At 69.4% G+C, this 22,280-nt stretch carries 25 protein-coding genes; 6 read left to right on the forward strand and 19 right to left on the reverse strand.

The window, feature by feature from the left end:
* Positions 1-963: type IV secretory system conjugative DNA transfer family protein (locus tag ABZ193_RS20370; protein WP_354711000.1), on the forward strand; the 963-nt coding region annotated here is incomplete at its 5' end.
* A gap of 107 nt (positions 964-1,070) precedes the next feature.
* Here ABZ193_RS20370 and ABZ193_RS20375 read toward each other — a convergent pair.
* A complete protein-coding gene (locus ABZ193_RS20375) occupies positions 1,071-1,484 on the reverse strand; it encodes a hypothetical protein (RefSeq protein ID WP_354711001.1) in 414 nt (137 codons plus the stop codon).
* Positions 1,485-1,870: 386 nt separating this feature from the next.
* Between ABZ193_RS20375 and ABZ193_RS20380 the strand changes: the two genes are divergently transcribed.
* Together ABZ193_RS20380 and ABZ193_RS20385 are read left to right on the forward strand one after the other, a co-directional pair.
* On the forward strand, positions 1,871-2,923 hold the full coding sequence (locus ABZ193_RS20380; RefSeq protein ID WP_354711002.1) for a replication-relaxation family protein: 1,053 nt from the start codon (positions 1,871-1,873) through the stop codon (positions 2,921-2,923).
* A gap of 33 nt (positions 2,924-2,956) precedes the next feature.
* On the forward strand, positions 2,957-3,940 hold the full coding sequence (locus ABZ193_RS20385) for a C40 family peptidase (protein WP_354711003.1): 984 nt from the start codon (positions 2,957-2,959) through the stop codon (positions 3,938-3,940).
* A gap of 25 nt (positions 3,941-3,965) precedes the next feature.
* Here ABZ193_RS20385 and ABZ193_RS20390 read toward each other — a convergent pair whose 3' ends face one another.
* Positions 3,966-4,703 carry a hypothetical protein gene (locus ABZ193_RS20390; protein WP_354711004.1) on the reverse strand — a complete coding sequence of 246 codons (738 nt, stop codon included), beginning with the start codon at positions 4,701-4,703 and terminating at the stop codon, positions 3,966-3,968.
* Positions 4,704-5,078: 375 nt separating this feature from the next.
* Between ABZ193_RS20390 and ABZ193_RS20395 the strand changes: the two genes are divergently transcribed.
* The gene (locus ABZ193_RS20395) at positions 5,079-5,894 is read left to right on the forward strand and encodes a hypothetical protein (protein ID WP_354711006.1); all 816 of its coding nucleotides are present in this window, start codon (positions 5,079-5,081) and stop codon (positions 5,892-5,894) included.
* 111 nt (positions 5,895-6,005) lie between these two features.
* Complete coding sequence (locus tag ABZ193_RS20400; RefSeq protein ID WP_354711007.1) at positions 6,006-6,746, forward strand: hypothetical protein; 741 nt, start codon at positions 6,006-6,008, stop codon at positions 6,744-6,746.
* Positions 6,747-6,967: 221 nt separating this feature from the next.
* Here ABZ193_RS20400 and ABZ193_RS20405 read toward each other — a convergent pair whose 3' ends face one another.
* From ABZ193_RS20405 to ABZ193_RS20425, 5 genes are all read right to left on the reverse strand, one after another.
* Positions 6,968-7,285, reverse strand: coding sequence for a hypothetical protein (locus tag ABZ193_RS20405; RefSeq protein WP_354711008.1), 318 nt, complete (start codon positions 7,283-7,285; stop codon positions 6,968-6,970).
* A 26-nt stretch (positions 7,286-7,311) separates the two neighbouring features.
* The gene (locus tag ABZ193_RS20410) at positions 7,312-8,667 is read right to left on the reverse strand and encodes a hypothetical protein (protein ID WP_354711010.1); all 1,356 of its coding nucleotides are present in this window, start codon (positions 8,665-8,667) and stop codon (positions 7,312-7,314) included.
* Positions 8,668-8,850: 183 nt separating this feature from the next.
* On the reverse strand, positions 8,851-9,159 hold the full coding sequence (locus ABZ193_RS20415) for a hypothetical protein (protein ID WP_354711011.1): 309 nt from the start codon (positions 9,157-9,159) through the stop codon (positions 8,851-8,853).
* A gap of 231 nt (positions 9,160-9,390) precedes the next feature.
* Positions 9,391-9,834 (reverse strand): hypothetical protein, encoded by a 444-nt coding sequence (locus ABZ193_RS20420; protein ID WP_354711013.1) that lies wholly within the window; start codon positions 9,832-9,834, stop codon positions 9,391-9,393.
* Between the two features lie 328 nt (positions 9,835-10,162).
* Positions 10,163-10,321 (reverse strand): hypothetical protein, encoded by a 159-nt coding sequence (locus ABZ193_RS20425; protein WP_354711015.1) that lies wholly within the window; start codon positions 10,319-10,321, stop codon positions 10,163-10,165.
* A gap of 23 nt (positions 10,322-10,344) precedes the next feature.
* Between ABZ193_RS20425 and ABZ193_RS20430 the strand changes: the two genes are divergently transcribed.
* The gene (locus tag ABZ193_RS20430; protein ID WP_354711016.1) at positions 10,345-10,731 is read left to right on the forward strand and encodes a hypothetical protein; all 387 of its coding nucleotides are present in this window, start codon (positions 10,345-10,347) and stop codon (positions 10,729-10,731) included.
* Positions 10,732-11,357: 626 nt separating this feature from the next.
* Here the strand turns inward: ABZ193_RS20430 and ABZ193_RS20435 are convergent.
* The 12 genes from ABZ193_RS20435 to ABZ193_RS20490 all read right to left on the reverse strand — a co-directional run bounded on the left by ABZ193_RS20435 (position 11,358) and on the right by ABZ193_RS20490 (position 22,258).
* A complete protein-coding gene (locus ABZ193_RS20435; RefSeq protein ID WP_354711017.1) occupies positions 11,358-11,585 on the reverse strand; it encodes a hypothetical protein in 228 nt (75 codons plus the stop codon).
* 18 nt (positions 11,586-11,603) lie between these two features.
* Complete coding sequence (locus ABZ193_RS20440; RefSeq protein WP_354711018.1) at positions 11,604-12,095, reverse strand: hypothetical protein; 492 nt, start codon at positions 12,093-12,095, stop codon at positions 11,604-11,606.
* Positions 12,096-12,452: 357 nt separating this feature from the next.
* Positions 12,453-13,130: a hypothetical protein gene (locus ABZ193_RS20445; RefSeq protein ID WP_354711019.1), complete on the reverse strand. Its 678-nt coding sequence runs from the start codon at positions 13,128-13,130 to the stop codon at positions 12,453-12,455.
* Between the two features lie 132 nt (positions 13,131-13,262).
* The gene (locus ABZ193_RS20450; RefSeq protein WP_354711020.1) at positions 13,263-15,020 is read right to left on the reverse strand and encodes a VWA domain-containing protein; all 1,758 of its coding nucleotides are present in this window, start codon (positions 15,018-15,020) and stop codon (positions 13,263-13,265) included.
* A gap of 24 nt (positions 15,021-15,044) precedes the next feature.
* Positions 15,045-16,193 carry an AAA family ATPase gene (locus tag ABZ193_RS20455; protein ID WP_354711022.1) on the reverse strand — a complete coding sequence of 383 codons (1,149 nt, stop codon included), beginning with the start codon at positions 16,191-16,193 and terminating at the stop codon, positions 15,045-15,047.
* A gap of 33 nt (positions 16,194-16,226) precedes the next feature.
* Positions 16,227-16,715 carry a hypothetical protein gene (locus ABZ193_RS20460; RefSeq protein ID WP_354711024.1) on the reverse strand — a complete coding sequence of 163 codons (489 nt, stop codon included), beginning with the start codon at positions 16,713-16,715 and terminating at the stop codon, positions 16,227-16,229.
* Positions 16,716-17,705: 990 nt separating this feature from the next.
* Complete coding sequence (locus ABZ193_RS20465) at positions 17,706-20,276, reverse strand: BTAD domain-containing putative transcriptional regulator (protein WP_354711025.1); 2,571 nt, start codon at positions 20,274-20,276, stop codon at positions 17,706-17,708.
* Positions 20,276-20,692 carry a hypothetical protein gene (locus ABZ193_RS20470; RefSeq protein ID WP_027932209.1) on the reverse strand — a complete coding sequence of 139 codons (417 nt, stop codon included), beginning with the start codon at positions 20,690-20,692 and terminating at the stop codon, positions 20,276-20,278. The genes ABZ193_RS20465 and ABZ193_RS20470 overlap by 1 nt, the downstream gene beginning before the upstream one ends.
* A 30-nt stretch (positions 20,693-20,722) precedes the next feature.
* On the reverse strand, positions 20,723-21,154 hold the full coding sequence (locus ABZ193_RS20475; protein WP_354711026.1) for a pilus assembly protein TadG-related protein: 432 nt from the start codon (positions 21,152-21,154) through the stop codon (positions 20,723-20,725).
* Positions 21,151-21,555 carry a TadE/TadG family type IV pilus assembly protein gene (locus tag ABZ193_RS20480; RefSeq protein ID WP_354711027.1) on the reverse strand — a complete coding sequence of 135 codons (405 nt, stop codon included), beginning with the start codon at positions 21,553-21,555 and terminating at the stop codon, positions 21,151-21,153. The genes ABZ193_RS20475 and ABZ193_RS20480 overlap by 4 nt, the downstream gene beginning before the upstream one ends.
* Positions 21,556-21,635: 80 nt before the next feature.
* A complete protein-coding gene (locus tag ABZ193_RS20485; RefSeq protein WP_354711028.1) occupies positions 21,636-22,028 on the reverse strand; it encodes a TadE/TadG family type IV pilus assembly protein in 393 nt (130 codons plus the stop codon).
* A 29-nt stretch (positions 22,029-22,057) separates the two neighbouring features.
* Complete coding sequence (locus ABZ193_RS20490) at positions 22,058-22,258, reverse strand: hypothetical protein (RefSeq protein WP_027932213.1); 201 nt, start codon at positions 22,256-22,258, stop codon at positions 22,058-22,060.
* Between the last annotated feature and the right edge of the window lie 22 nt (positions 22,259-22,280).

Genomic DNA, 22,280 nt, shown 5'->3' on the forward strand with positions numbered 1-22,280 from the left:
TTCTGGGGACCACGCACCGACGACCTCATGCGCGCCGCCTGCCTCACCCTGCGGGCCCAGGACGGCGTGCCCACCCTGGCCGACCTGCCCAAGCTGCTGGCCAGCGAGGCGTTCCGGTCCCGCATCACCGCCGGCCTGACCGACCCTGTGCTCACCGGTTTCTGGCAGTGGTACGACGACCTCACCGACAGCTCCCGCAGCCAGGTGATTTCGCCACTGATGAACAAGCTGCGCGCGTTCCTGCTGCGCCCCTTCGTCAAAGAAGCGATCGCCGGCGGCCGCTCCAGCGTGGACATGGGCCAGGTCCTCGACGAGGGCGGCATCTGCCTCGTCCGCATCCCCAAAGGCTCACTCGGCGAGGAAACCACCCGCCTGGTCGGCTCCCTGGTGGTCGCCCGCACCTGGCAGGCCACCACCGCCCGCGCCCGCGTCCCGCAACGCCTGCGGCCCGACGCCAGCCTCGTGGTCGACGAATGCCACAACTTCCTCAACCTGCCCTACCCCCTGGAGGACATGCTGGCCGAAGCACGCGGGTTTCGTGTGGCGATGACCCTGGCGCACCAGCACCTCGGCCAGCTGCCCCGCGAACTCAAGGAAGGCATCTCCACCAACGCCCGCTCGAAGATCTTCTTCTCCGCCAGCCCCGAAGACGCCCGCGAACTCGCCCGCCACACCACACCCCGGCTCTCCGACCACGACCTGTCTCACCTCGGCGTCTACCACGCAGCCGCCCGCCTGGTCGTCCACGGCGAAGAAACTGAACCCTTCACCTTCACCACCACACCCCTGTCCGACCCGATCCCCGGACGAGCACGGGAAATCCGCTCCGCACTGCGCGCCCAACGCCGCGCACACAGCACCGGCGCACGCCCGCCCGCCACCATCACGCGACCCCGGCCGGCCACACGACCGGTCGCGCCGACCCGGGCACGCAAAACCGACCCGCGCCGCACCCGCCCCTGAGCGCCCAATGTCCCAGTCCCATGCTGATCCCGTCCAGGCGCGACGTCCGACCTCTCACAGGACCTACCAATCCGGCAAAGGAAGTTGGCGCCCCCATTGCGTAAACTTCATCCAGCGGCAGAGACAACACAGCAATGGTCCGACTGATCTTCCTCAACGGAAACCCATTCCTCCTGCCGTTGAAGACGCGCACCGCGCCGCTCCCAGCGAACACCCGCGACATCAGTAAAGACAGTCCGAAGACGGATGTTCTTGAAAGCAGTCTCGAACCCTGGCAAAAAGAGGACCTCATGATCACGCTCTTTCAGTGCTTCGAGACAGTGAGCGGCACCTTCTCGAATCCATTCACCGACGCCGTCCTCGCATCGAGGATTCAGGGTCGGCCCCACGTTCCCAAGCTCCCACTCACCTAACAGGCTTAGGCGCTCACCTTCCGGAACATCGGACAGTTCGCCGATAACGCCAGACCATGTCGCCGGATCAGGGAGGTGCCACGACAGGTAAACGTCGTAAACCGGCATGTTGCCCGCATTGTGGACCATCACAGCCCACGAATCACCGATCTCCTCAAGCCAGACGCAGAACTACAAGGTCTGCTCTCGCGCCCGAAGCTCCGTCGATTCTTGCCGTTGCACCTTGTGTAACTCGAAGCTACGCCACGCCGTGTGGACACCACGGAAAGCGAAGCCTGCAGCGATAACCGAAAGAAGCGTCGACGCCGAGGAAGCGAAAGCCGACAAAACCTCTGTCCACTTCACAAACATGCCTCTTACTCTAGCTGAGGACACACCCACTCAGGACAACCGCATCCAGCCTGGAAACCGCACCATTCTCCGCCCATTCCTTCGGTGAGGATTACGAATCCTCAGGCGCAGTTCATCTTCTTCTCTACCTTCCAGGAGCGCCCATGATCACGACGACCACACGTCAGCACACGTTGCGCGGACACCTGCCCGGCCGCCGCAGCCCCCGCGCCGCCGGCTCGGTCGAGCACCAGGCCATGCTCGCCGCCCGGCTCACCGCCCGCGACCGATGGATTCTCGCGCTGCTGCACGAACACCGGGTCCTGACCAGCAGCCAACTCCAGGACGCCGCATTCCCCTCCGGCCGCTCGGCCCGGCAACGGCTGCGCGATCTCTATCTGTGGCGGGCGGTGTCGCGGTTCCAGCCGTTCCGGCAACGCGGCTCCGCCCCGATGCACTACGTCCTCGGGCCCGCCGGCGCCGCCGTCCTCGCCGCCGAACACGGCCTGGAGGTCAAGGAACTGGGCTACCGCCACGACCGCGCCATGGGCATCGCCCACAACCAGCGCCTCGCCCACACCGTCGGCGTCAACGACTTCTTCACCTCCCTCATCGCCCAGACCCGCACCACCCGCGGCGAGGCGCTGGTGGCGTGGTGGTCCGAAACACGCTGCGCCCGCCACTTCGGCGACCTCGTCATCCCCGACGGCTACGGCCGCTGGCGCACCACCGACCGCGAGATCGAATGGTTCCTCGAATTCGACACCGGCACCGAAGCCCTCACCAAAGTCGGCCGCAAACTCATCGGCTACGCCCGGCTGGCCGAGGTCACCGGCATCGCCACCCCCGTACTTGTCTGGCTGCCCACCAGCCGCCGCGAAGCCGGCGCCCGCACCGCGCTGGCCCGCGTGCACGCCGACCTCGACAACCATCACGCCGTCCCGGTTGCCACCGCCGCGGCCGACCAGCTCAACCCGCGCACGGCGCACCCGAGCCCCGCCGAAGCCATGTGGCTGCCGCTGACCACCGCACGCGCCGACCGGCCCGGCCCCCGACACACCCTCACCGACCTGCCCGACGTTTGGCCCGACCTCCCACAACCGGCAGACCCCACCACCCCCGACGATGACGCCGACACCGCGGCCGCCGCGCCCTACCGGCTACCACCGCCCAGCCCGATTCCGCCGCGCGCGACGCCGAACCGGCTCGCCCGCTAACCCGCCGCCGCGGAAAGGAGCCCGAGCCGGATCATGGGAAGCAGACTCGCGGTCGGCGTCGCCGCGCTCGTCCTGGCCATCCCGCTGCTCCTCGCCGCCGGAATCGCCGGCGTCGTCAGCGCCCTCACCGGCAGCAGCGCCGCAGGCTCGCTGATCTGCACCCCCGACGGCACACCCACCGGGACGATGCCGGGCTTCACCGCCGAGCAGATGGGCAACGCGGCCGTCATCGTGGCCGTCGGCAAGCAAATGCGGGTGCCCGAGCAGGGCTGGATCGTCGCGATCGCCGCCGCCATCCAGGAATCCGGGCTGCGCAACCTCGACTACGGCGACCGCGACAGCCTCGGCCTGTTCCAGCAACGCCCCTCGATGGGCTGGGGCACACCCGCACAGATCACCACACCCACCTACGCCGCGACCCAGTTCTACGAACGCCTGCTCACCATCCCGAACTGGCAAGCCATGAGCATCAACGCCGCCGCCCAAGCGGTCCAGCGCTCCGGCTTCCCGCACGCCTACGGACCACACGAAACCGACGCCCGCCGCATCGTCGCCGCCGTCGCTGGCATCCGCTGCGAACCAGCACCCGCCCTCGTCGGCACCGGAGACTGCACCAACATCCAAGCACCCACGTCAGCGGCGCTGACCGCCATCAACTACGCCTGCGGCCAACGAGGACTGCCCTACATCTGGGGCGGCGACGGACCCGGCAGTGGCGATCGCGGATTCGACTGCTCGGGGCTGACCAAAGCCGCCTACGACGCCGCCGGAATCAGCCTCCCCCGCACCGCCCACGCCCAATTCCACACAGGAACCCGCGTCCCGGACGCCTCCCTACTACTGCCCGGCGACCTCGTCTTCTACGGCACACCAGCCGCCATCTCCCACGTCGCGCTCTACCTCGGCAACGGCAAGATGATCAACGCGCCCACCTTTGGCAGCCCCGTCCAGATCGACAACTACCGCCACCCGAACGACACCTACGTCGGCGCCACGCGGCCGTCATCAGACAACTAAGGAACGCAACAACGTTGCGTTGCGATCACTCGTTCTTGGTGGCGCGCTCCTGTAGCACGCTGAGAATGTTAGGCCGATAGCGCGCCTTGATGCGGTGCCGAATACCGTCCCGCATCTCCCTGATCAGCTTCGCAACCTTCGCAGCTTCCTCGAACTCGCCGCCTGCTGCAAAGAAGGCGCGCAGCCAAATCTCAGCATCGAGCGGATAGCCAGCGGCGGTGAACACGCGCAGTAACTGCACGACGGCACCCTTACCGTTGCCACTCGACAGCCCGTTGTACTGCTCACTAACCCAGCACTTCGCGGCCTCGAGTTGCACGGCGTCCGGGGCCTCAAGCACGGACCCGGTGTGCAGGTTTAGAGCACGGACGCCATCGAGCCAGGTACGGACCATGTCCCGCGGTGACCAAACGATGACGAACATCTTCGCGACCGAGTCCGCCGAAACAACTTCGCGAAGAAGATCGCAATCCCGCTCCTTGTAGGGATGCATGACGACCAGCGGAGCCGTAAGCTGTTTGTCGCTGCGTCGGAGCTCGTTGAGGTCTGACAGGTCGATGACGTGCCGCTCGTCGGCGCTAGGGGCAACGTATGTCATGAATTCCGCGTCAGCGCTCTGGTCCAGCTCGTGCGTCTTCCGATCGGCCGCAGCGAAGACGTATGGTGGCCTCCCAAGCCACTCTCGAATCACGGCACTCTGTTCTCCCATCGTGGTGCCGTACTGAGCCCAATCTTCACGAACCATGTATGCAAGGTCGGTCATAGGCCAAGTTTGCCGCACATCTCGAACTTGAGGTTCGTGACCCGCCCGGGGCGTCCTCATCAACTACATTTGACCTCCCGTCCCGCCCGGTGGTTCAGCTCTGCCTCGGCCCCTCGACATGACCCCGAGTGGAGCCAGTAATCGCCGAGTTGGGGCGACAGCGGCCCCGGCTCCAGGCCAGACATCGATCGCCTTCTCCAGCAATCGCACCAAGCTCCGACTGACAATGGTCTTTTTTGGACAATCGCTTGACATGGAGGCGGTGACGAAGCGTCCATAGTCGTGTAGCCCGAACCACCGGATGCACACCGGCGGGCCACCGCCCCCGGCCAGGCATGACCACCCAATTCCATCCCAGCACACCTGGAGTTTGTTATGTCCCGAAAGAACCGGACCACCTCCGACACCGCGGAGCACCACCTCCACGTCGTCGGCGACGGCCTCGATCAGCAGCCCACTGCAACGACCGCTGACGGCAAGGTCCGCGCCGCGTTGGCCGACGATCCCGGTGTCACCGCGGCCGAGCTGGCGCTAGCGGCCGGGGTCGGCCGTTCGACCGCAAGGAAGATCTTGGCCCGCTGGGACCGCGACGGTGTGGTGATCCGCACCGCTGGCGTCGGTCCGCGCGACCCCGACACGTGGTCTCTCGCACCGTCGGACATCGCCATCGCGCTAGACGTCGAGCAGCCCGTCACCTCGGAAACGGCGCCCACCACCGACTCGGGAACGGATAGCACCAACGCTGCCGGTGACCCTGCTGAGGCCGCCGACGCGCCCTACGACGCGGCGACCCCAGCAGCGAACGACAGCACACCCGGCGACGATGCTCCCGCAGCGTTGCCCGAACCGCCGTCGGCCTCTCCTGCAGAGAGTACGCACCCGACCGGGCCGTTGGCGGAAGTCTCCACTACGGACGCGGAAGCCGCCGACACCGCACCGACGGCCGAGAAGAGGTTGCCCAAGGGCGGGCTGCGTGCCCTGGTCGAGGAGTACCTCACCGAGCATGCGGGCCAGAGTTTCGGGCCCGCCAAGATCGGCAAGGACCTCGGCCGCTCTGGTGGTGCGGTCAACAACGCCCTGGAGAAGCTCACCGCCGACGGGTACGCGATCAAGACCTGCGAAGCGCCCAAGCGGTTCGCGATCAATTCGGCCAAGACCGACGTCCCGCAGGAGGCCCGGGACAGGGCGTAGGCCGAGCCCCATCCGGAACGCCGTGTGGGTCGTCGCCCCTGCAGGGCGACGACCACACACAAGGTTGTCGCTGGTTGGTTAGAGCAGCCAGAGCGCGACTAGCATGGTCGGATGGAACCAGCCTGGGTGGCTGCGATCGCGGCCGGAATCAGCTCAGTCGTTGCATCTGTCAGCGCAGGTGCTGCCGTATGGTCGGCGCGTAACGGCAAACGAACTCTGGCACGGGCCGATGCCGACAGCCGCGCTCGAACCAGACCGATGGTTGCTGCTGAGTTGCGAGACGAGCCGTATGCGCCCGCAACACAGCTGCTAGTGATCAAGAACTACGGGCCAACGATCGCGCGTAACGTCACAGTCACCTTCGACCCACCGCTCGGCGACCCTCCTCCAGGGCAAGAACACGAGAGCGTCGCCCCGTTCCTGAAGCGGCGCAACGCCAAACCGATTCCCGCCCTTGTTCCGGGTATGGAGCTGGACAACATCTACTACGATGGCACCACCGACGGGCGGGACAACCGGAACCCATTTCCCGATCAGGTGACTGTAACGATCGAACTGGACGCACCCGATGGTGAACACTACGTCGACCGGTTCGAGCTGGACGTGAGCGTCATCCGAAACCGGACATTCGTCACTTCATCCACACATCCTGAGCAGAGGATGAAGCAAGCGGTCGCGGCGCTGAAGAGGATCAACGGGTCGTTGTCTCGGATCGCTCGCGCGTTGCCCGCCGATCGCTATGCGGGAGCGCCACCGGAGTGGAGCGCTGAACTGGAGCGTCGCCTACTCGGCAAGCCGACAGAAGGCCCTCCGGCAGTCGACGAAGATCACGACGGTGCCACGAAGAGCTGACGCGGAGAGACTGGCTGATCCCCGCTCTATAGTCCGATCCCGCTCAGGGCGTTGTCGGCACTGGTCGGCCTACCGGAAGTAGCTGTGGAGCGCCGCACTGTTGGGCCGCCATCCGCCCTGCTGGGCGATGGTTTTCGCATCGTGCGCCGAGTCCCCGATGAGACGCACCTCGAACCCGGCCCGCGCGCCCACTCGCTAGATGACGTCGGCGACCGCCTGGCTCAACATGCCGCCCGAGGACGCTGCCGCAGGCCGACGACCGCACCGATGGTGCTCGGTGCCCGGCCGAGCTTCTCGAGGTACACCACGCACCCGAGGAGCGCGCCGAGGTTGGCCGAGGTCTCGGGGATCCCCAGCCCGGCAGCGGACTCCTGCCACACCCTCCAGTCGGCCTCGTAGGCGCATTTGGTGTTGCCGGCCGTTTCGCCTTCCATGTGCTCAGCCGGCAGCCGGTCCAGCTCGACGAAGCATTCGGTAGCGGTCGCCCGCTCGTGAGAGGCAGTGGTGTCGAGGGTGGATACAGCCTGTTCCCGGCTCACGATAGCCCCACGATCGTCAGCCAGGATCAGGCCGCCATAGCTCGAATGTGACCTCTCAGCTCGCGCAGATTCCGGAACACAACTGCCCCTGGCGTCGTCCTCGCCTCGCCAGTCGTGAGGTGGTGCGCTAGGTCCTTCTCGATCACCACGGCGTCCGCGTAACCCGCAGCGCATGCGAGATACATGATGTCGTTCAGGTCGTTCCGTTTCCATACACGCTGCGGATTTCGGAGACGCTGGTACGTGATCTCCATGATTCGACCGACGAACGGCAAGGCGGCGAACAGTTCAATCGTGCGCTCCGACTGGAGCCAAGCCGAGAACTGCTGACGCGTCAGGTTCGCAAGGTGTGCCTCTGCCGAAATTTCCTGCATCAGATCAGCGGCCGTTCGTGCCGCAGCAACGAGACGGATGTCCCTATCGGCAGGATGATCCCTCATGTACTCCGCAAGTTCCTGATACGAGGCCGCCCATCCGCCGATGAGTGCGTCGGCATGGTCTTGTTCGGCTGGGGTCATCGTCTCGGTCAAGAGAATGGCTGCCCACGCATCGCGCCAGGAGCGAATCTCAACTTGACGCCGGGCCCATCCAGGCAGGTCAGAATCCTCCGCCTTGTAGGGCACGTACTCCTCCGCGCGGAAGGGGGTGCCCGGCTTCTGACTGAAGACGTCATCTGCGCGGACAGCGTCGCTACTGGCTCCGCGAAGAGACCACGACAGCTCGGTCCGACGCACGTCGATCGGGTGGCGCATGTGCCACCCGTCGTACGCATCGAGCATGGCTTCCGCCAGCATCCTGCGTCGATTCGCTGCCCCCGCATGCGCGGTCTCCGCCAGGTGCGCACTCGACAACGGCAGTCTCACATAGCCCTGGCGCACATACCGCCACAGCGCGTCCGCCGCGGCAAGCTCATCTTTGTTCAAGATCTTCTCGGGGCTGAACATCGAACGCGCCATCGTAACCCAGTGACATTGATCGAGATACACCGTCAACGGAGTCACGACCGACCAGCCCTGCTGCAACCCGCAAACGTCCGATGTGGAACTGCACGTCTCCGGAATCGTGATCGAGGAGCACTGCGTTACGAGGCACGCACGATAGCGGGAAGGACGGCCAGACGGCCTGGAATGGCTCAAGTAGTCAGAGCCTCGCTCCTCCTTACAAAACGTCGACCAAAACGCCTGGTTCGCCTTGGTCCACACGCCCGAAGTCAGGTCGAAGGTGGTGGGCAGCGGCAAAGCCTGCTTGGACCGGTACACGCTGTACGACCCGCCCCCGCCGCCGTTCAGCAGCAGCTCGTTCCCGATGCCGCTTCCGGTCGACGAAGGTTTCAGCGAGGTCCGCTGGCACGCCTCGCCGAACTGGTGCGGCAGCAAAGCCACATCGTGGTCTCTACCCAATCCCCGGTGCTGCTCGCGCTACCTGACGCCCCAATGTACGAGATCGCCGAGAACGCCATCGTCGAGTTCGACGCCGCGATGCCGGTGCGGCTGCACGCGACTTTCTCGCCGCATGCAGCGGTGCCTGCAACACCTCGTCGCTGGCGATTGAGCGTCCACAGCCGATCAGTGAGTGCGGGCGAGCAGCTTTTCGAGGTTGTGCCGTGTCCTCGGTCCGGTCTTCGGGAAGGCGGTCAGATAGGTCAGCATCTCCGGCGTGGCGCGTGGCGGAGCGTCACCTGCCAAGATCGCACGCGCGGCCTGGTGGCGGCATCCGAGCGCGGTCGCCAGCGGCGGAGCGATCGGGAACCATACGTCGTGGATCTCGTAGCGGCCATGGTCGTCGGGGAGGATGACGCGTGGTTCGGGTGCGAATCCCCACGGGTGGTCGTAGATGTGCAGGGCCTCGCCTTGCCACTCGTAGTGGACCTGCACGCCGCCGTAGATCGATTCCAGGTAGATGCCGATCCAGCGCGCAACGGATCGGCGGCATCGGAGCCCGGTTTCCCGCCAGCAGCCCTCGCTGTGCGGTTCGGGCCCGATCTCGGGAGTCGTGATGACGGCGGGCGGGAGTTCGCTGGCGGGAATCCCGGGAACACCGCCTGATACGGCGAGGCGACCAGAGTCTCGCCGGGCGGAAACGCGGGCAGCACGGCGCGCCCTCCTTTACTTCGTGCAGGGCGACGTCTGGACGAGGTGGAAGGTCCACTCGTCGCCGTCGATGGCGTAGTTGCCGTCGGGGTCGGGGTTGATGCGCCGGGGCAGGTAGTTGTCCTGGACGCGCAGGTGCTGGTGCACGTGGACGAGGGTGTGGCCGTCGAGGTAGACCTGCGGGTAGTCGTCGGGGGCGAGGTCGTGGTGGGTGGTGCAGAAGGCGGCCACGGCTTCGGCGATCTCGGACCGGAACACCGGGGTCAACGGCTGCTCGGGGCGGGTGTCGATCCGTGCGGGGAACGCGCTCGCCGCTGCGTTGGCGGGGTCGCAGGTGACGAGGGTTTCCCCGAGGTAGGGCTCGCGGCGGGTGAGATCGCCCAGCACGGCCAGCTCGTGCGCGATTCGGGCGGCGGTGCGAGTCGGGGTGGACAGGAACCAGCGGCCGAGGTGGGCCACGGGTAGCGGCCGCCCTCGTCGGGTGGGATCTCGTGGCGCTGGTGGGCGGCCTCGCCGGTGAAGACGACGAGCAGGTCGTTCTCGAAGCGGGCCAGTGGATACCAGTCCGGGTCGGTCGGGTACACCAGGTTGAGCCACTCGCACAGCGCCTGCGCGACCTCGCGGCGCAGCCGGGGCCGCACCCACAGACCGTGGCGCCGGGGTTCGATCACGGCGGGGAAGCTGGCCTGGTGATGCTGGGTGCGTGCGGCGGGCACGTGTTCGATCCAGTGCTCGCCGGCGGCGAGGCCAATGTCCGCGGACGAGTCGGTGGAGGTGGTGAGGGTGTTCATCGGGTGTCTCCTTCGGCGGTCGGGCGGGCCCAGCGGTAGGCCACCGGGTCCCAGGTGGCGGTGGTGAGCAGGCGGTTGAAGTCGGGCAGGCCGGGGCCGAGCATCCAGCCGAATTCGGCGCATTCGGCTTCACTGGGCCACCGCCCGGTCCACACGTCTTGGGGGCAGCGGCAGCTCCGTGGCCGAAGCGCTGCAGTCCGGTGGCCAGACAGCGGGCCACGTCGCAGCCCTCGCGGTGGGCTTGGCCGATTCCGGCGTGACAGTCCGGGCAGCGCTCCTCGAGCGGCGTCTGGTCGGGGTGGGTCATGTCGGCCTCCTTGTGGGTGTCGAGGTGGTTTGCAGGAATTCGGCCCACTGGCTGGTCGCGGAGTCAGGTGGTGGTCAGCAGCGCGCGTGTGTGCGGGTCGGCCAGCACGGGGTGGGTGCGGTGGCGTTCGTCGTCGGCGAGGAGCACGCGTACGGCGAAGCGGGGTGGCCCGGCGTCGGGGTCGGTCCATCCATAGAGGGCGGGCAGTCCGGTGAGGGCCTGTGCTGCCGCGTCGGCGGCGGGGTCGACGTCGTGTAAGCAAAGACCTCGATCTCCAGCTCCACCGTGGTCTCGTCGCAGGTGATGGCATACCGCAGGTGTGGTGGGAGTTGCGCGCGGAGCTCGGCGAGCTGAGCGGGTGCCGGTCCCGGCGGCGACGGCAGGGTGAGGTCGGCCGGGATGCGCACTCCGAGCTGGGCGAGGTCGTGGCGGTGGGTCTCGCCCAGGAGCGCTCCGTAGCGGCGGCGGGTGGTGTCGGTGGCGTCGATCCCGGTGGTGTTCCCGCACGTAACGCGACCGTGCGGGAACACCACCGGGGTGTCGCCCGGTCGCGGCGGGATGTACTCGCCCGCGCGTATCGCCCAGCGCTGGCCCTGCCGCGCTGTCCACACGGTGCCCGTGTCGAAGGCATGGGTGTAGTCGGCGCCGTGGCTGGTGGGCCAGGTCCACGGCCACGGTCGGCCTCGGGTGGGTGACCTCGCCGGCCTGGCCGACCTCGGCGGCGTGCAGGAAGGAGTTGACGAGGTCGGTGAACTCGTCCGCGGCGCGGGCCCGCCAGATCCCGTCGACACTCTGGCAGGCGCAGGTGCCGAGGTGGATCGATCCGATCCATTCGGCATCGGGTCCGCGCCCGAGGTAGAAGTCGTGGGTGGTCGAGCGGCTCATCACACGCCTCCGGTGGTGTAGGAAGTCCGGTTGCGCGGCGGCTGGTAAGGGTTCGACGTGGCCGGGTCGGGTGGCAGGTTCGGCGCGGGACGGGCAGCAATGTCGGTGTCCTGGTCGCGCTCGGCGGCGCGGCCGAGGAGGTAGGCCGCCACGACGACCGGGGTCCACGGTCCCGGCAGCAGCACCGCCAGCACCGTCCACAGGAGCCTTTTCTTCCTGTCTCGCACGGGTTTCCTTCCGGAGTGTCAGGGTTGGTGCCAGAACACGCGGGCGTAGTCGGTGGGCGAGTCGCCGGGTGCGCGGAACACCGGGAGCGCGACCGCTGGCGGTGCGGCGGGGTCGCGTGCCCAGGCGGCGAGGTCGGGCGGGCCGCACTGCAGTGGCGGGCGCGGGTCGTCGGGGTCGAGGTGGTGCCAGCGGGCGCCACCGCCCGCTGTCAGGTGCACGCCGCCGCCGGGGCCGCTGAGGAAGGTGATGATCCAGTCGTTGCAGTGGCTGGTGTCCCAGTCCCACGGCCAGCCGTGGCGGGGCGGGTGGCCCACCCCGAGGCGCTCGATGGGCCACCTCGTCAGCAGGTCCCGCACCGCGTCGCGGTAGCGCGCCAGGGCGGGCGCGGTCAGGACGGCGCGGCCGTGGTGGTCCTTGAGCAGGTTGTCGGGATGGCAGGCGAACTGCAGGGACCCGATCCACTCCGCCCTCGGGCCCGCTCCGAGGTAGAAGTCCGTGCGCGTCACCATCACTGCTCCCCCGCGGCGGGCGCGGTTCCTGCGGGTGGTGTGGGTGGCGGGACGAGCACGGGTCCGCCGAGGGCGAGGGTGAGGCGGCAGCCCGCGGACTCGCGGCGTGGACGTCCCAGAAGCCCCGGCACAGGGCCTGGGTGCCGCGCGGGTTGCCGGTGTCGGGAAGTGTGGCGTGGCAGACGATCCAGCTGTCGCGGGCGAGTGCCTCCCGCACGAGCTGGTCGCGGTAGCCGGGCGGGAGGAACATCAGGTTGCCGGGCCGGAAGATGCAGGTCGCGCACTTGGTGGTCAGCAGGCGCGGGAGGCCGCTGTCGGCGTCGCGGACGTCGCCGTGCCGGGAGGGTGCGTCACGGGTCATCGCTGCACGCTCAGGGGCGCGATGGCGAGCTCGGCGCGAAGGTCGGCGAGGAGGCGGCCGTCGCGGGCGCGGCGCCACAGGTACCAGCCGTTGACCGTGGTCGGTGTGGCGAGCCGGGTCGCCAGCGCGGACACGGCGGTCGGGAACACCGGGGCGGGTTCGGTGCCGTGCAGCAGCGCGCCGCCGTGGCCCACGATCGCGGTGTGCCCGTTCCACACCAGCTCGTCGCCGGGCGCGAGCAGTCCGGCGTCGATCAGCTGGTCAAGCCCGTCGGGGTACGGTGGCGCGCCGACCGACGAGGTGAACAGCCGCTGCCCGATCGCGCGCTCGGCCTCGTCGGCGAGGGCCCGCATCCAGGCCACGAGCGTGGCGGCGAGGTGGTGTGGCCAGCGCGCGTCCATCGAGGGCAGCGTCAGCATGTTGTGCCAGCCGTAGGCGGTCGCGGTGAGGATCTCGACCTTGGTCTTGCCGGGGTCGTGGTTGGCGGGCGGGTGCAGCCGCACCGCGACGTCGCCCTGGTGCACGTCGGCGGAGGGCTGGGCGGGCAGCCACACCCCGGCCATCAGGTCGGTGGGGCGGGTGGACCAGGGCCGGCCGAGTCGGACGGTCGTGATGACGAGTGCCCATGCGTCGGTGGGGTTGCGCAGCGGCACCGTGTCCGGGGGTGCGGGCACGAGGGTGACGGCGTCGGGGGGGGCAAGGTCGGGTACGGGTCGGTGGTCATGGCTGGCGTGTCCTTTCCCTTGTGGTTGTGGGGTTTGGTCCGGCGGCGGGAGGGTTGGTTGCCCCCGCCGCCGGGTGGTGGTTCAGCGAGAGGCGCGCAGGGCGGCGGTGGCGGCCTGTCCGATGGCGCGGGCGGTGGTGGTGGGGTCGGTGAGGGTATGCACGGTGGCGCCGGGCATGGGTTCGTTGAAGGGTGCGTCGGGCGCCAGCCACAGCACCGCGCATCCGCTGGCGCGCAACCGGTCGAGCATCTTCTGGCCCGGTTCCTTGGTGGTCGCTTCGAAGCAACCGTCGGAGACGATCACGAGCAGCCGGGCGGCGTCGGGGCGGGTGAGGTCGAGCGCGCCGTCGAGCGCGCTGATCGCGGTGTCGATGTGGTGTTCGCCGTCGTTGGTGTCGAATTCGGTCACGCGTGGCGGGGTGCTGCCGGGGCGGGTGATGGGGCGCACGTGGTAGCCGAAGATGACGGTGGCGGTGGTGGCGGGCACGGAGGTGTGGCGGGTGGCCTCGGCGAGAATCCACGCGGCGGAGGCCACCGGTGCGGCGAAGGCGCTCATGGACCCGGACACGTCGCAGGCGATCCCGATCCGCAGCGGTGGGGCGGGCACGGTCGCGCGGGTGGTGCGGGTGAACGGTTCGGCGGTGGGGATCGCGCCCGCCGCGCGTTGCGCGTCGGCGGTCATGGCGCCGCGCATGCGCAACCGTCCCGGCGGTAGGGCGGAGCGGGTTTTGGTGGGGGTGCGGTCGCGGGCTCCGGCGGTGGTCAGCGCGCGGGCGAGGTGCCGCGCGGCGGTGCGTTCGGACGCGGTGGGCGGCCGGGTGCCCCGGATGGTGGTGCCGGAGGTGGGGGGTGCGCCGCGGCCGTCGAACACGGCGCGCGCGTCGCGCTGGGCCCGGTGGTGGGCGGCGTCCTCCCGCGCGGCGGCCTCCAGCGCCTCGGTGGTGGGGTCGGTGGGTGCGGGCTCGGCGGCCACGGCGTGGTCGATGGCCGCCACCGCGTCGGCGAGCGCTGCCGCCAGCGGCGACGGGGTGCCGCTGGTGCCGCCCTGCGCCGGTGCGGTGTTGCCGGGTTCGGGGGGTGCGTCGTTAGGGTCGGTGCCCAGGGCTTCGCACCAGCGGCGGCCGAGGTCGATCATCGTGTCGGTGTCGTCGTCGGCGGTGCGGTGGGCCTCGCGCCAGATCTCGCGCAGCGTGTCCAGGGTGCCGGCGTCGAGGACCCGGGCGACTTCGCGGCGCACGGTGGCGGTTTCGCGGCTGTTGAGGACTCCCCCGTCCACCCGGGCCAGCAGCAGCGCGGCGCAGCGTGCGGCGTCGGCGATCGTCATCTGCGGGGCGGTCGCGGGGTCGTCGAGGTCGACCTTGAGATCGGCGAGCAGGAGGTTGGTGGCGCTGGCGCGCAACCAGTACCGGTCGCCCGGGCGGCGGCGCAGCTGTGCCGCTTCGATGCGGGACTCCTCCAGCAGTTTCGCCGCCGCTGCCGCGCCGGGTGGCGCGTCGTCCGGGGCGCGCCACACCGAGTGTTTGGCGTGCGCGCATTCGTGGGTCAGCAGTCCCCACGCGGTGCGGTAGCGCTTGCGGTCCCCGACCCGGTGCGGGGCGACCGTGGCGGGGTCGACCCCGCTGTCCACGTGGCCCCCGTCGACCTCGATCGTGGCCGGGTCGTAGAAGAAGCACGCGGGGGCGCCGTGGCCCGCTCCGGGCGCGACGGTCACCACGATGTCGTCGCGGTCGGCGATCACGGGGACCTCGTCGCCGAACGCGGCGGACAGGGTCAGCCACCCGGGCGCGGCCGGGAACACGGCGGTCGGTGTGGCGGTGGCGGTGGCGACGTGGGTGCTCATGTCCTGTCCTTTCCGGACTGTCCGTTAGAACTGCGGGCCCAGTGACAGCGGGGCGACGTGGGGGCCGAACACGTTGCGCACCACGTCGGCGACCACGTCGCGGTCTTCCTCCGGTGCGATGCCGAGCAGGTTGCCAGCGGCGGCGGCGGTGCCCAGCACGTCGGCGATCCGGGTGAACGCGATCAGCTCACGCAGCTGCGGCGCCCACCCGATTTCGCCCTTGTGCTGCCGTGCGGCCAGGTTCCGCGCGACCCGCACCGCTTTCGGTTCGATCCCCAGCTGGGTGGCGAGGTCGTAGTCGGTGGACACGTGGATCTGCGCGGCGAACCGCGACGAGAGCGCGTCGGTGAGGACCGCGCCGTGCACGCCGGGGTTGTGCCCGGCCACGACGTAGAACCCGGGCGCGGCGTCGACCACCTCGTTGCGGTGGGATTTGATGATGATCTGGCGGCGTCCGTCCATCGCGGGATATACCACGGCGAGCACGGTCGGCGGGATGAGGGTGGCGTCGTCGATGAACAGCGCCCGCCCCTCACGCATCGCGGTCACCAGCGGGCCGTAGGCGAATTCGTAGCGCCCGTCCGGGGTTTGGGTGTAGGAGCCCACGAAATCGTCGGTGACGGTATCGCTGTCGCCCTGCACCGTGATCAGGTCATCGAACGCGGCCTCCACCACCGACGTCTTCCCGGTCCCGGGTGGGCCGTACATCAGCGCGGACACCCCAGCGGCACGCAACCGCCGCAGCGCGGTGACATCGGACAGCCCGGACAGCTTGCGCGGGTGGTACATCTGCCCGTTCGGGCGACGGACCGGGGTGGTCACCATCGCGGCCCGAGCGGAAGAAGCCGGAGGCACCGACGCGGTGGTGGTGCGTGGGGTGATGGTGACGGTTTTCGCGGCGTCGGCGGTTTTCCCGGTCGCGCGGTAGGTGACCGGGCTGGTGCCGACCTGCTCGGCTTCCCCGCGCGCGGCCAACGTCGCCAGCGCGTTGCCCACCGCGCCCGATGATCGTTTCAGGGCCTGCGCGATCGTGGACGGGGTGACCGTGGCGGTGGGGTTGTGGGCGAGGTGTTCGGCCACCATGCGGCGCAATTCGCCGTTGCGCAGCCGGGTTGTCGCGCCGGAGGTGGCGGGTGTGTCGCCCCGGGCGGACGTTGTCGCGGGCGTGCTCATCCCGTGTCCCTTTCAGACGGTCGCGGTCACGGACTAGAGGTTTTCGCCCCATTCGGCGTGCCGCCGATGGAAGTTCAGGTCGGCGCCGCTGCCGCACGGGCAGGGCGCGAACGCGTCGCGTTCCCACTGCTGGCGGGTGATGGTCAGCGGTCGCGAGCAGCCGCCGCATTCCACGGTTCCCGTGTCGGGCCCGCCGGGGGTGGTGGCGGTGGTGGACAGCCATTCGACGGCGTCGAATTCGCTGGCCGCGCTGTAGTGCGTGCCGTCGGCGGCGACGATGCGCCAGTGCTCACCGCGCACCCGGTCGGCCGGGTAGTAGGTTCCGGCGAGCGTTCCGTCGGGGCGGGTGACCGCACCGTACAACGTTTGTTGCGCGTCGGCGGGGTCGATGACCACGCACACGACCGCGCACCCGTTTGCCATGAAGTGGTCGACAGCAATTTCCGGCTGCGGCGCGGGATCGGCCATCGGGTCGATGGCGTGCACCGCCGGGGTTCGCGGGGTGCTGGCGTTGCGGCTCACGGCGTGGCCCCCTTTCCGGGATGTGGCGCGGGTTTGGGCGGTTCAGCTGTACGCGAATTCGGTGGCGTCGTGGTGCGCGTCGGTGGCGGCTGCGGCGGCGTCGTGGCTTGCGTGTTCTTCGGTCCATCCGCAGCAGCAAAACGCGGTGGCGGTTCCGTCAGCGTGGGTCGTGACATCGGTGTAGCACATAACGGTCCCCATTCGTGAATTCGCTGGTTCCGGTTTTCCGGGATTCCCGGTGACACAACAAACGTAACTCGATCCCGGGCGGTGCGCAATAGGTTTCCCGCGTCAATTTCGGCGAATTTCGGTGATCCTGACGGACTGCTGGCGTCGGTTTCCTGCAGACATTTGCGCAGGTCAGAGCGGCTCGGGTCGCGATTGGATAGGGCAAAGAAAGCCGGCCGCGAATAAAGAAACCGCGGACAAGAATTGCCCAGAGGAAATATGTGAGCAAGTACGAGACGGATGGGGTGAGCGGAGTGCACTTGTGCACAGCCGACAACAAGGGTGACCACGGGCGACACCGCCGCCGGGCCTGATGTGCTTACCCGCTTGGTATCAAGCGAGTCTGGGATACCGGTGGATCCCCCGTCATCCTTGGTGACCTGCGAGAAGGCTTGACACGAGGGGATCCGGCTTAGCCGGATACCGGAGGGCGAGGCGGATCGGCCGGGCCGACGGCCCCACGGTTGGCCGTCACGCTCGGCATCGCCTCGCCCAGTGCCCGTGGCATTGAGTGGTCGCGTACGGGCGCGGCCACGGCTGCGACATGGGAAACGACGCAGGCGCGCACGGCGCTCGACGTGGAGCAGTGACAGAATTGCCGCAGAATGCAGGGGCGCGCTCACAGAGTTCTTCTTTTTCCGCGTCGGCGATGCTATTACCGCGGTCGACGCTAGCATCCGAGCGCGCGTGATCGGGGCAAGTAATCGAGGCATTTCGCCGCTCCACCCAAATGCCTTTGACGCTGACGGGAGGGGGTGTGGTTCATTCATTCGCTGGGGCGCGAGACGGGCCGTCGAGGGGGATTCCGGTGTGGCGGGCGCGGAGTCGCTGGGCGAGGTTGATGGTGTCCGGGGTGGGTTCGTTGTCGATTTCGGCGAGGCGGGTGTGCAAGAGGGTGAGGGTGCGGGAGATGGCGTCGTGCCGGCCGAGTTTGTGTTGCAGGCGCATGATGTCGCGGTAGAGCAACTCGTTGTGCGGGTCGAATGCGCGCGCGGTTTCCAGCAGATCCAGGGTGTAGTCGGGGTCGGTCTCCACGCGGGCGCGGGCGAGCGCGGCCACGGCGTCGAGGGCGTCGCGGCGGGTCGCTTCCCGTGCGGCGGCTAGCCATTCGGCTCTCAGGCCCTCGGCCAGGAAGCCGCCGTAGTGCGCGACGATGGCCTCGTAGGCGTTGATGCGCTGCTCAGGGGTGGTGGCGGTGCGGCGACGGGTGACCGCGTCGGCGAAGGCCCAGTAGTCCACCTGCACGATGGCCGGGTCGAGCCGGTAGTGGCCGTGCTCGGCCAGCACCAGTTCGCCGACGGCGCCACCGGTGGCGGTGTCGAGGGCGCGGCGGATCCGGGACAGGATGGTGCGCAGCACGCTGGCGGGGTTGCGGGGCGGTCGATGGGACCACAGGGCGTCGATGATGGCGTCCCGTGACGCGCCGCCGGGGTGCAGGGCCAGAAACACCAGCAGTTCCGTCAGCCGACCGCTCAGTTCCGCGGACAGGTCCTGCAGCCGCGTGGGGTCGGGACGCCAGTGCAGGGCCGGGGCGCCGAACACGGTCAGCATCAGCGCCGCCGTCGCGTTCTCGGACTGCGCGACCGCGGTCGGCGGGGGCTCAGGAGCGCCCTCCTCTGGTGGTGGCTGTACTGGTGGTTCGGCGGTGATTTCCAGATGATCGGAATCGTGGTTGAGGCTGCTGTCCTCCGCTGGTGCTTGGGCGGTGCGCAGGAAGGTCAGCAGGTCGCGGGTGGCGGTCTCGGGCAGGGTGAAGGCCCTGGTGCCGCGCAGGGGTTCGCCGAGGCCGGGGTCGGTGGCGGAGATGACGCCGCCGGCGGTGACGTAGGCGGTGACGCCGGGGCGCCATTGGCCGAGCAGCAGCGCGGTCAGCCCGTGCTGGGCGTGGTCGTCGAGCAGGTGCCGCAGCCGCTCCTGCTGCCCCGCTTCGGTCGGTGGCGTGGCGACGAGGGTGCACCCGCGCGGCGGGTTGTCGGATTCCAGGGCGGCCAGGGCGGTGTCCAGGTCGGATACGACGGTGACCGTGTCCGGGAGGTCGGCGGGCGGCACCGGGACGCCGAGCAGCCGGTTGAGGTCGGCGGCGGGCACGAGCACCGCCGGCGCTGGACCGTCGTCGCGTCGGGCGGTGAGGAGGGTGAGCAGCAAGGCACGAGCGGCGGCGTAGGCGCCGGGTCCGACGAGTCCGAGCCCGTGCACGCGGGCCAGATCGAGGGCAACCTGGGTCCCCTCTCCCTGCAAGGGAACGTCGAGGCCGATGTCGACCACCGACGACGAGTCCTCCGGCCCGGCGCCGCCCACTACCCGCACGCGGTGCTCGATCGGAGCTGCCGGTTCGGCCGATTCGGTGTCCAGTTCGGTGTCCTCATCGTGCTGGGTGCGCAGGTGGGCCAGGCGCAGCTGGTAGACCACGGGCGCGACGGGCAGTTGGTCGCGTCGGCCGCTGCCGGGCCGGTAGCGCGCGTTGTGGCGGCGGCGCGCGAGCACCAGCAGCGCGCTGACCGCCGCGGCCAAGCCCAGGCTGACGAAGGTCTCGCTACTGCCCCACGTCGCGTCGTCGGCTGGTTTGCTCCGGCTCCCGGAGTCGGCGGCGGGCATGGTGCTCGGAACCGGGCTCACGAGTGAGGTCGGCGGCGCCGGTGTCCCGGAGGCGCTTTCCGGCGGGGCGGGTGGGGTGCTCTGGGGCAGGCGGAGCAGGTCGCCGGGGTGGATGAGGTCGGGGTTGGTCAGGAGCCGTCCGCCGGGTTGGGTGCTGCCCTGGTTGAGGGTCCAGATCTCCGGCCACCGGTTCCCGTCGCCCAGTCGGCGTTGCGCGATCCGCCATAGCGAGTCGTGGACCCCGGCCTCCGGTGCCCTGACTCGCTCCGTCGCGGACTCGGGCACTGGCTGATGGACGGCCGCAGCGACGATCGGCGCGTGTCCTGCGGGTGTGGGTGCGGCGGTCGCGGTGCGGCCGAGGACCGCGATCAGCAAGGTTCCGACGAGCACGGTGGCGACGCGCCGCACGGGACCGCTCTGTATTCGCAGGTCCGGCCACCGCGCGCCGCGGGCGACGTCGAGGGTGCAGGCGGCGACGTCGATGACGAACATCAGCCACAGCAACCAGGCCAGGCAGGCGATCGCATCGAGCAGGAACTTGCTCGTCATCGGCGCCATCAACACGCTGCCGATCTCGTCCAGGCTCGGCAGGTGGTCCGGCAGCGGCCATCCCACGCCGTGGATCAGCGCCCACGGAAGCCCGGCCACCAGCGCGGCCAGCAGCACCGCGGCGAGCAGCCCACGCACCGCCCGGCCCAGCAGCCGCGCGATCCCGATGCCGCCGACCGGCGTGTTCATCAGGTGCTCGCCGCGCCGACCGCGACCGCTGTGGAGTCCGGCGCGGCCGGTGTCACCGTGCGCGCGGCCACTGTGCTGGTGGGTTGCTGGGGTTCCTTGCCGCTGGCGGGTTTCTGCTTCGCAGCGGGGCGTTTCCGTTTGCCGCCGCGGTGGGGTTTGGCCGCGTGGTCGCGCCAGCGCGCCAGGTCGGCGACGGGGATGTCGGTGACCTGGGACAACTCGGCCACGTCGATGACGTCGCCGGCCGCGGTGAGCGTGTCGCCGAGTTCGCGTTCGAGCTCGGCGAGTTGGCCGGCGAGTTCGGCGTGCCGGCGGGCGAGCTGGCCGACGGTGGTCGCGGCGTGCGCGCGACGGACACTGCGCGCGGAATCAGTTTCCCGGAGGCGGCGGGTGATTTCGTCTTCGGACGTGACCATGCGGCTTTCCTTCCTTGTCGGTGCCGGGTTTCAGGGCTCGATACCGGTGACTCCGCGCTGGGGGTGTGCGGCGCCGCGGCCGTGGGTGTGGATGTCGGTGATGCCGATCAGCGAGAGCAGTTGGGGCCGATAGGTGTCGGTGACCTCGACCGTGACCGTGTCCCCGGCCACCTGGACCGTGCCGGTCGCGCCGACACCGGCCAGGTACCGCTGCGCCAGGTCACGCGCTCGCGCGGGGTCGAGCCGGAGGGTGCCGTCGGCGCGGTAGGCGGCGAGGTCGAGGGCTTGCGCGCCGGCCCGCGCCGCGGACTCAGCGTGACCGCCCACGCGGACCTTGCTCGCCAGCGCGAGCCCGCCGTCCAGACTCAGACCGGCCAGGGCAAGCAGCCCGATCAGCAGCGCGAGCACGAAGGCGGTCACTCGCCCGTGCTCGGCACGCCACCAGAAACTTGGGCCGGTCATGGCGTCGCTCCGGCAGCGGGTTGTGATCGGTAGGTGTCGACGACCTCGCTGGCGCTCGATTCGAGGGTTTTCCCGCCGGGCACGCCCAGCAGCAGCGCCTGCCCGAAGTCCACGGTGCACCGAACGTGGACGGTGACCGCCTCGCCCGGGGTCAGGGCTCCGGACAGAGTGGTGGCGACGTCGCGGCAGACCAGGCCGGCCTGGGCGAGTGCGGCGCTGGCGGTGTCGCGGGCGGCGGTGGTGGCGGCCGTGGTGCTGCGTTGCAGGGTGGCTGCGCGGGCGGCTTGGTGGGCGGCGTCGTCGAGGCGCAGCCGGGCGTCGACGCCGCGGTGCACCACCACGGCCACGAACACCAGTAGCATGACCAGCACCGGCGCCACGAGCACGGCCTCGGCCGTCACCGAGCCGCGCTCGGCCGCCCACCAGCGTCGCCACCTCGTCGCGGAAGCTGAACTCGGTTCAAACAATAGACTTCCTCCGCTCAAGAGCCGTGCGCTGTGGTGAGGTCGGGTAGGAAGCGTTCGACCTCGCCGTAGGCTTCGGCGTGCACGTGCAGATGCACGCCGGGCAGCACCGCCGCGGCCTGGCCGCGGATGCTCACCGACACCGTGGCCGCGCTGCGGGAGACCGCGAGTTGCGGCTCACGTAGGGGCCCGGCGGCGAGGTCGTCGAGCAGGCGCTGCCCGGCGGCCTGGCCGGCGCCGGCGGTGCCGTTCTGGGTGCGCGCGGCGGCCAGGGCTTGGGACGCGGCGGCCTGGGCGACGTGGGTGGCGTGGGACCACAGGGCGAACTGGACGATCGCCAGCAGTGCCAGCAACAGCAGCGGGGTGGCCAGCACCAGCTCGACCGTGACCTCACCCCGGTCTCCGCGCATCGCCCGGCGAACCCTCCCGGCCGGCATGCTCAGCTGCCGAGGCCGAGATCGATCGAGTTCGCCTTCTGCGTCAGTTTCGCCACGATGATGGCGATGATCGCGATCGCGGCGATCGCCATCAGGGCGGTGACGATGACCGTGGTGGTGATCTCGCCGCGTTCCGGTTCGCCCCGCAGCAGCGCGAGCCGCGCGGCCATCAGCTCCCAGACGATGCGGATGTGGTTCACCATCGTGTGCCTTCTTTCCTTTGCA

Origin of the sequence: Amycolatopsis sp. NPDC006125, assembly GCF_040614195.1 — a bacterium.
Classification (GTDB): Bacteria; Actinomycetota; Actinomycetes; order Mycobacteriales; family Pseudonocardiaceae; genus Amycolatopsis_E; species Amycolatopsis_E tucumanensis.

Excerpts from the sequence above, each read along its gene's own strand:
- ABZ193_RS20375 (WP_354711001.1), bottom strand. The coding sequence starts at position 1,484 with ATGCCGGTTTACGACGTTTACCTGTCGTGGCACCTCCCTGATCCGGCG.
- ABZ193_RS20380 (WP_354711002.1), top strand. The coding sequence starts at position 1,871 with ATGATCACGACGACCACACGTCAGCACACGTTGCGCGGACACCTGCCC.
- ABZ193_RS20385 (WP_354711003.1), top strand. The coding sequence starts at position 2,957 with ATGGGAAGCAGACTCGCGGTCGGCGTCGCCGCGCTCGTCCTGGCCATC.
- ABZ193_RS20390 (WP_354711004.1), bottom strand. The coding sequence starts at position 4,703 with ATGACCGACCTTGCATACATGGTTCGTGAAGATTGGGCTCAGTACGGC.
- ABZ193_RS20395 (WP_354711006.1), top strand. The coding sequence starts at position 5,079 with ATGTCCCGAAAGAACCGGACCACCTCCGACACCGCGGAGCACCACCTC.
- ABZ193_RS20400 (WP_354711007.1), top strand. The coding sequence starts at position 6,006 with ATGGAACCAGCCTGGGTGGCTGCGATCGCGGCCGGAATCAGCTCAGTC.
- ABZ193_RS20440 (WP_354711018.1), bottom strand. The coding sequence starts at position 12,095 with ATGGTGACGCGCACGGACTTCTACCTCGGAGCGGGCCCGAGGGCGGAG.
- ABZ193_RS20450 (WP_354711020.1), bottom strand. The coding sequence starts at position 15,020 with ATGAGCACCCACGTCGCCACCGCCACCGCCACACCGACCGCCGTGTTC.
- ABZ193_RS20455 (WP_354711022.1), bottom strand. The coding sequence starts at position 16,193 with ATGAGCACGCCCGCGACAACGTCCGCCCGGGGCGACACACCCGCCACC.
- ABZ193_RS20465 (WP_354711025.1), bottom strand. The coding sequence starts at position 20,276 with ATGAACACGCCGGTCGGCGGCATCGGGATCGCGCGGCTGCTGGGCCGG.
- ABZ193_RS20470 (WP_027932209.1), bottom strand. The coding sequence starts at position 20,692 with ATGGTCACGTCCGAAGACGAAATCACCCGCCGCCTCCGGGAAACTGAT.
- ABZ193_RS20475 (WP_354711026.1), bottom strand. The coding sequence starts at position 21,154 with ATGACCGGCCCAAGTTTCTGGTGGCGTGCCGAGCACGGGCGAGTGACC.
- ABZ193_RS20485 (WP_354711028.1), bottom strand. The coding sequence starts at position 22,028 with ATGCGCGGAGACCGGGGTGAGGTCACGGTCGAGCTGGTGCTGGCCACC.
- ABZ193_RS20490 (WP_027932213.1), bottom strand. The coding sequence starts at position 22,258 with ATGGTGAACCACATCCGCATCGTCTGGGAGCTGATGGCCGCGCGGCTC.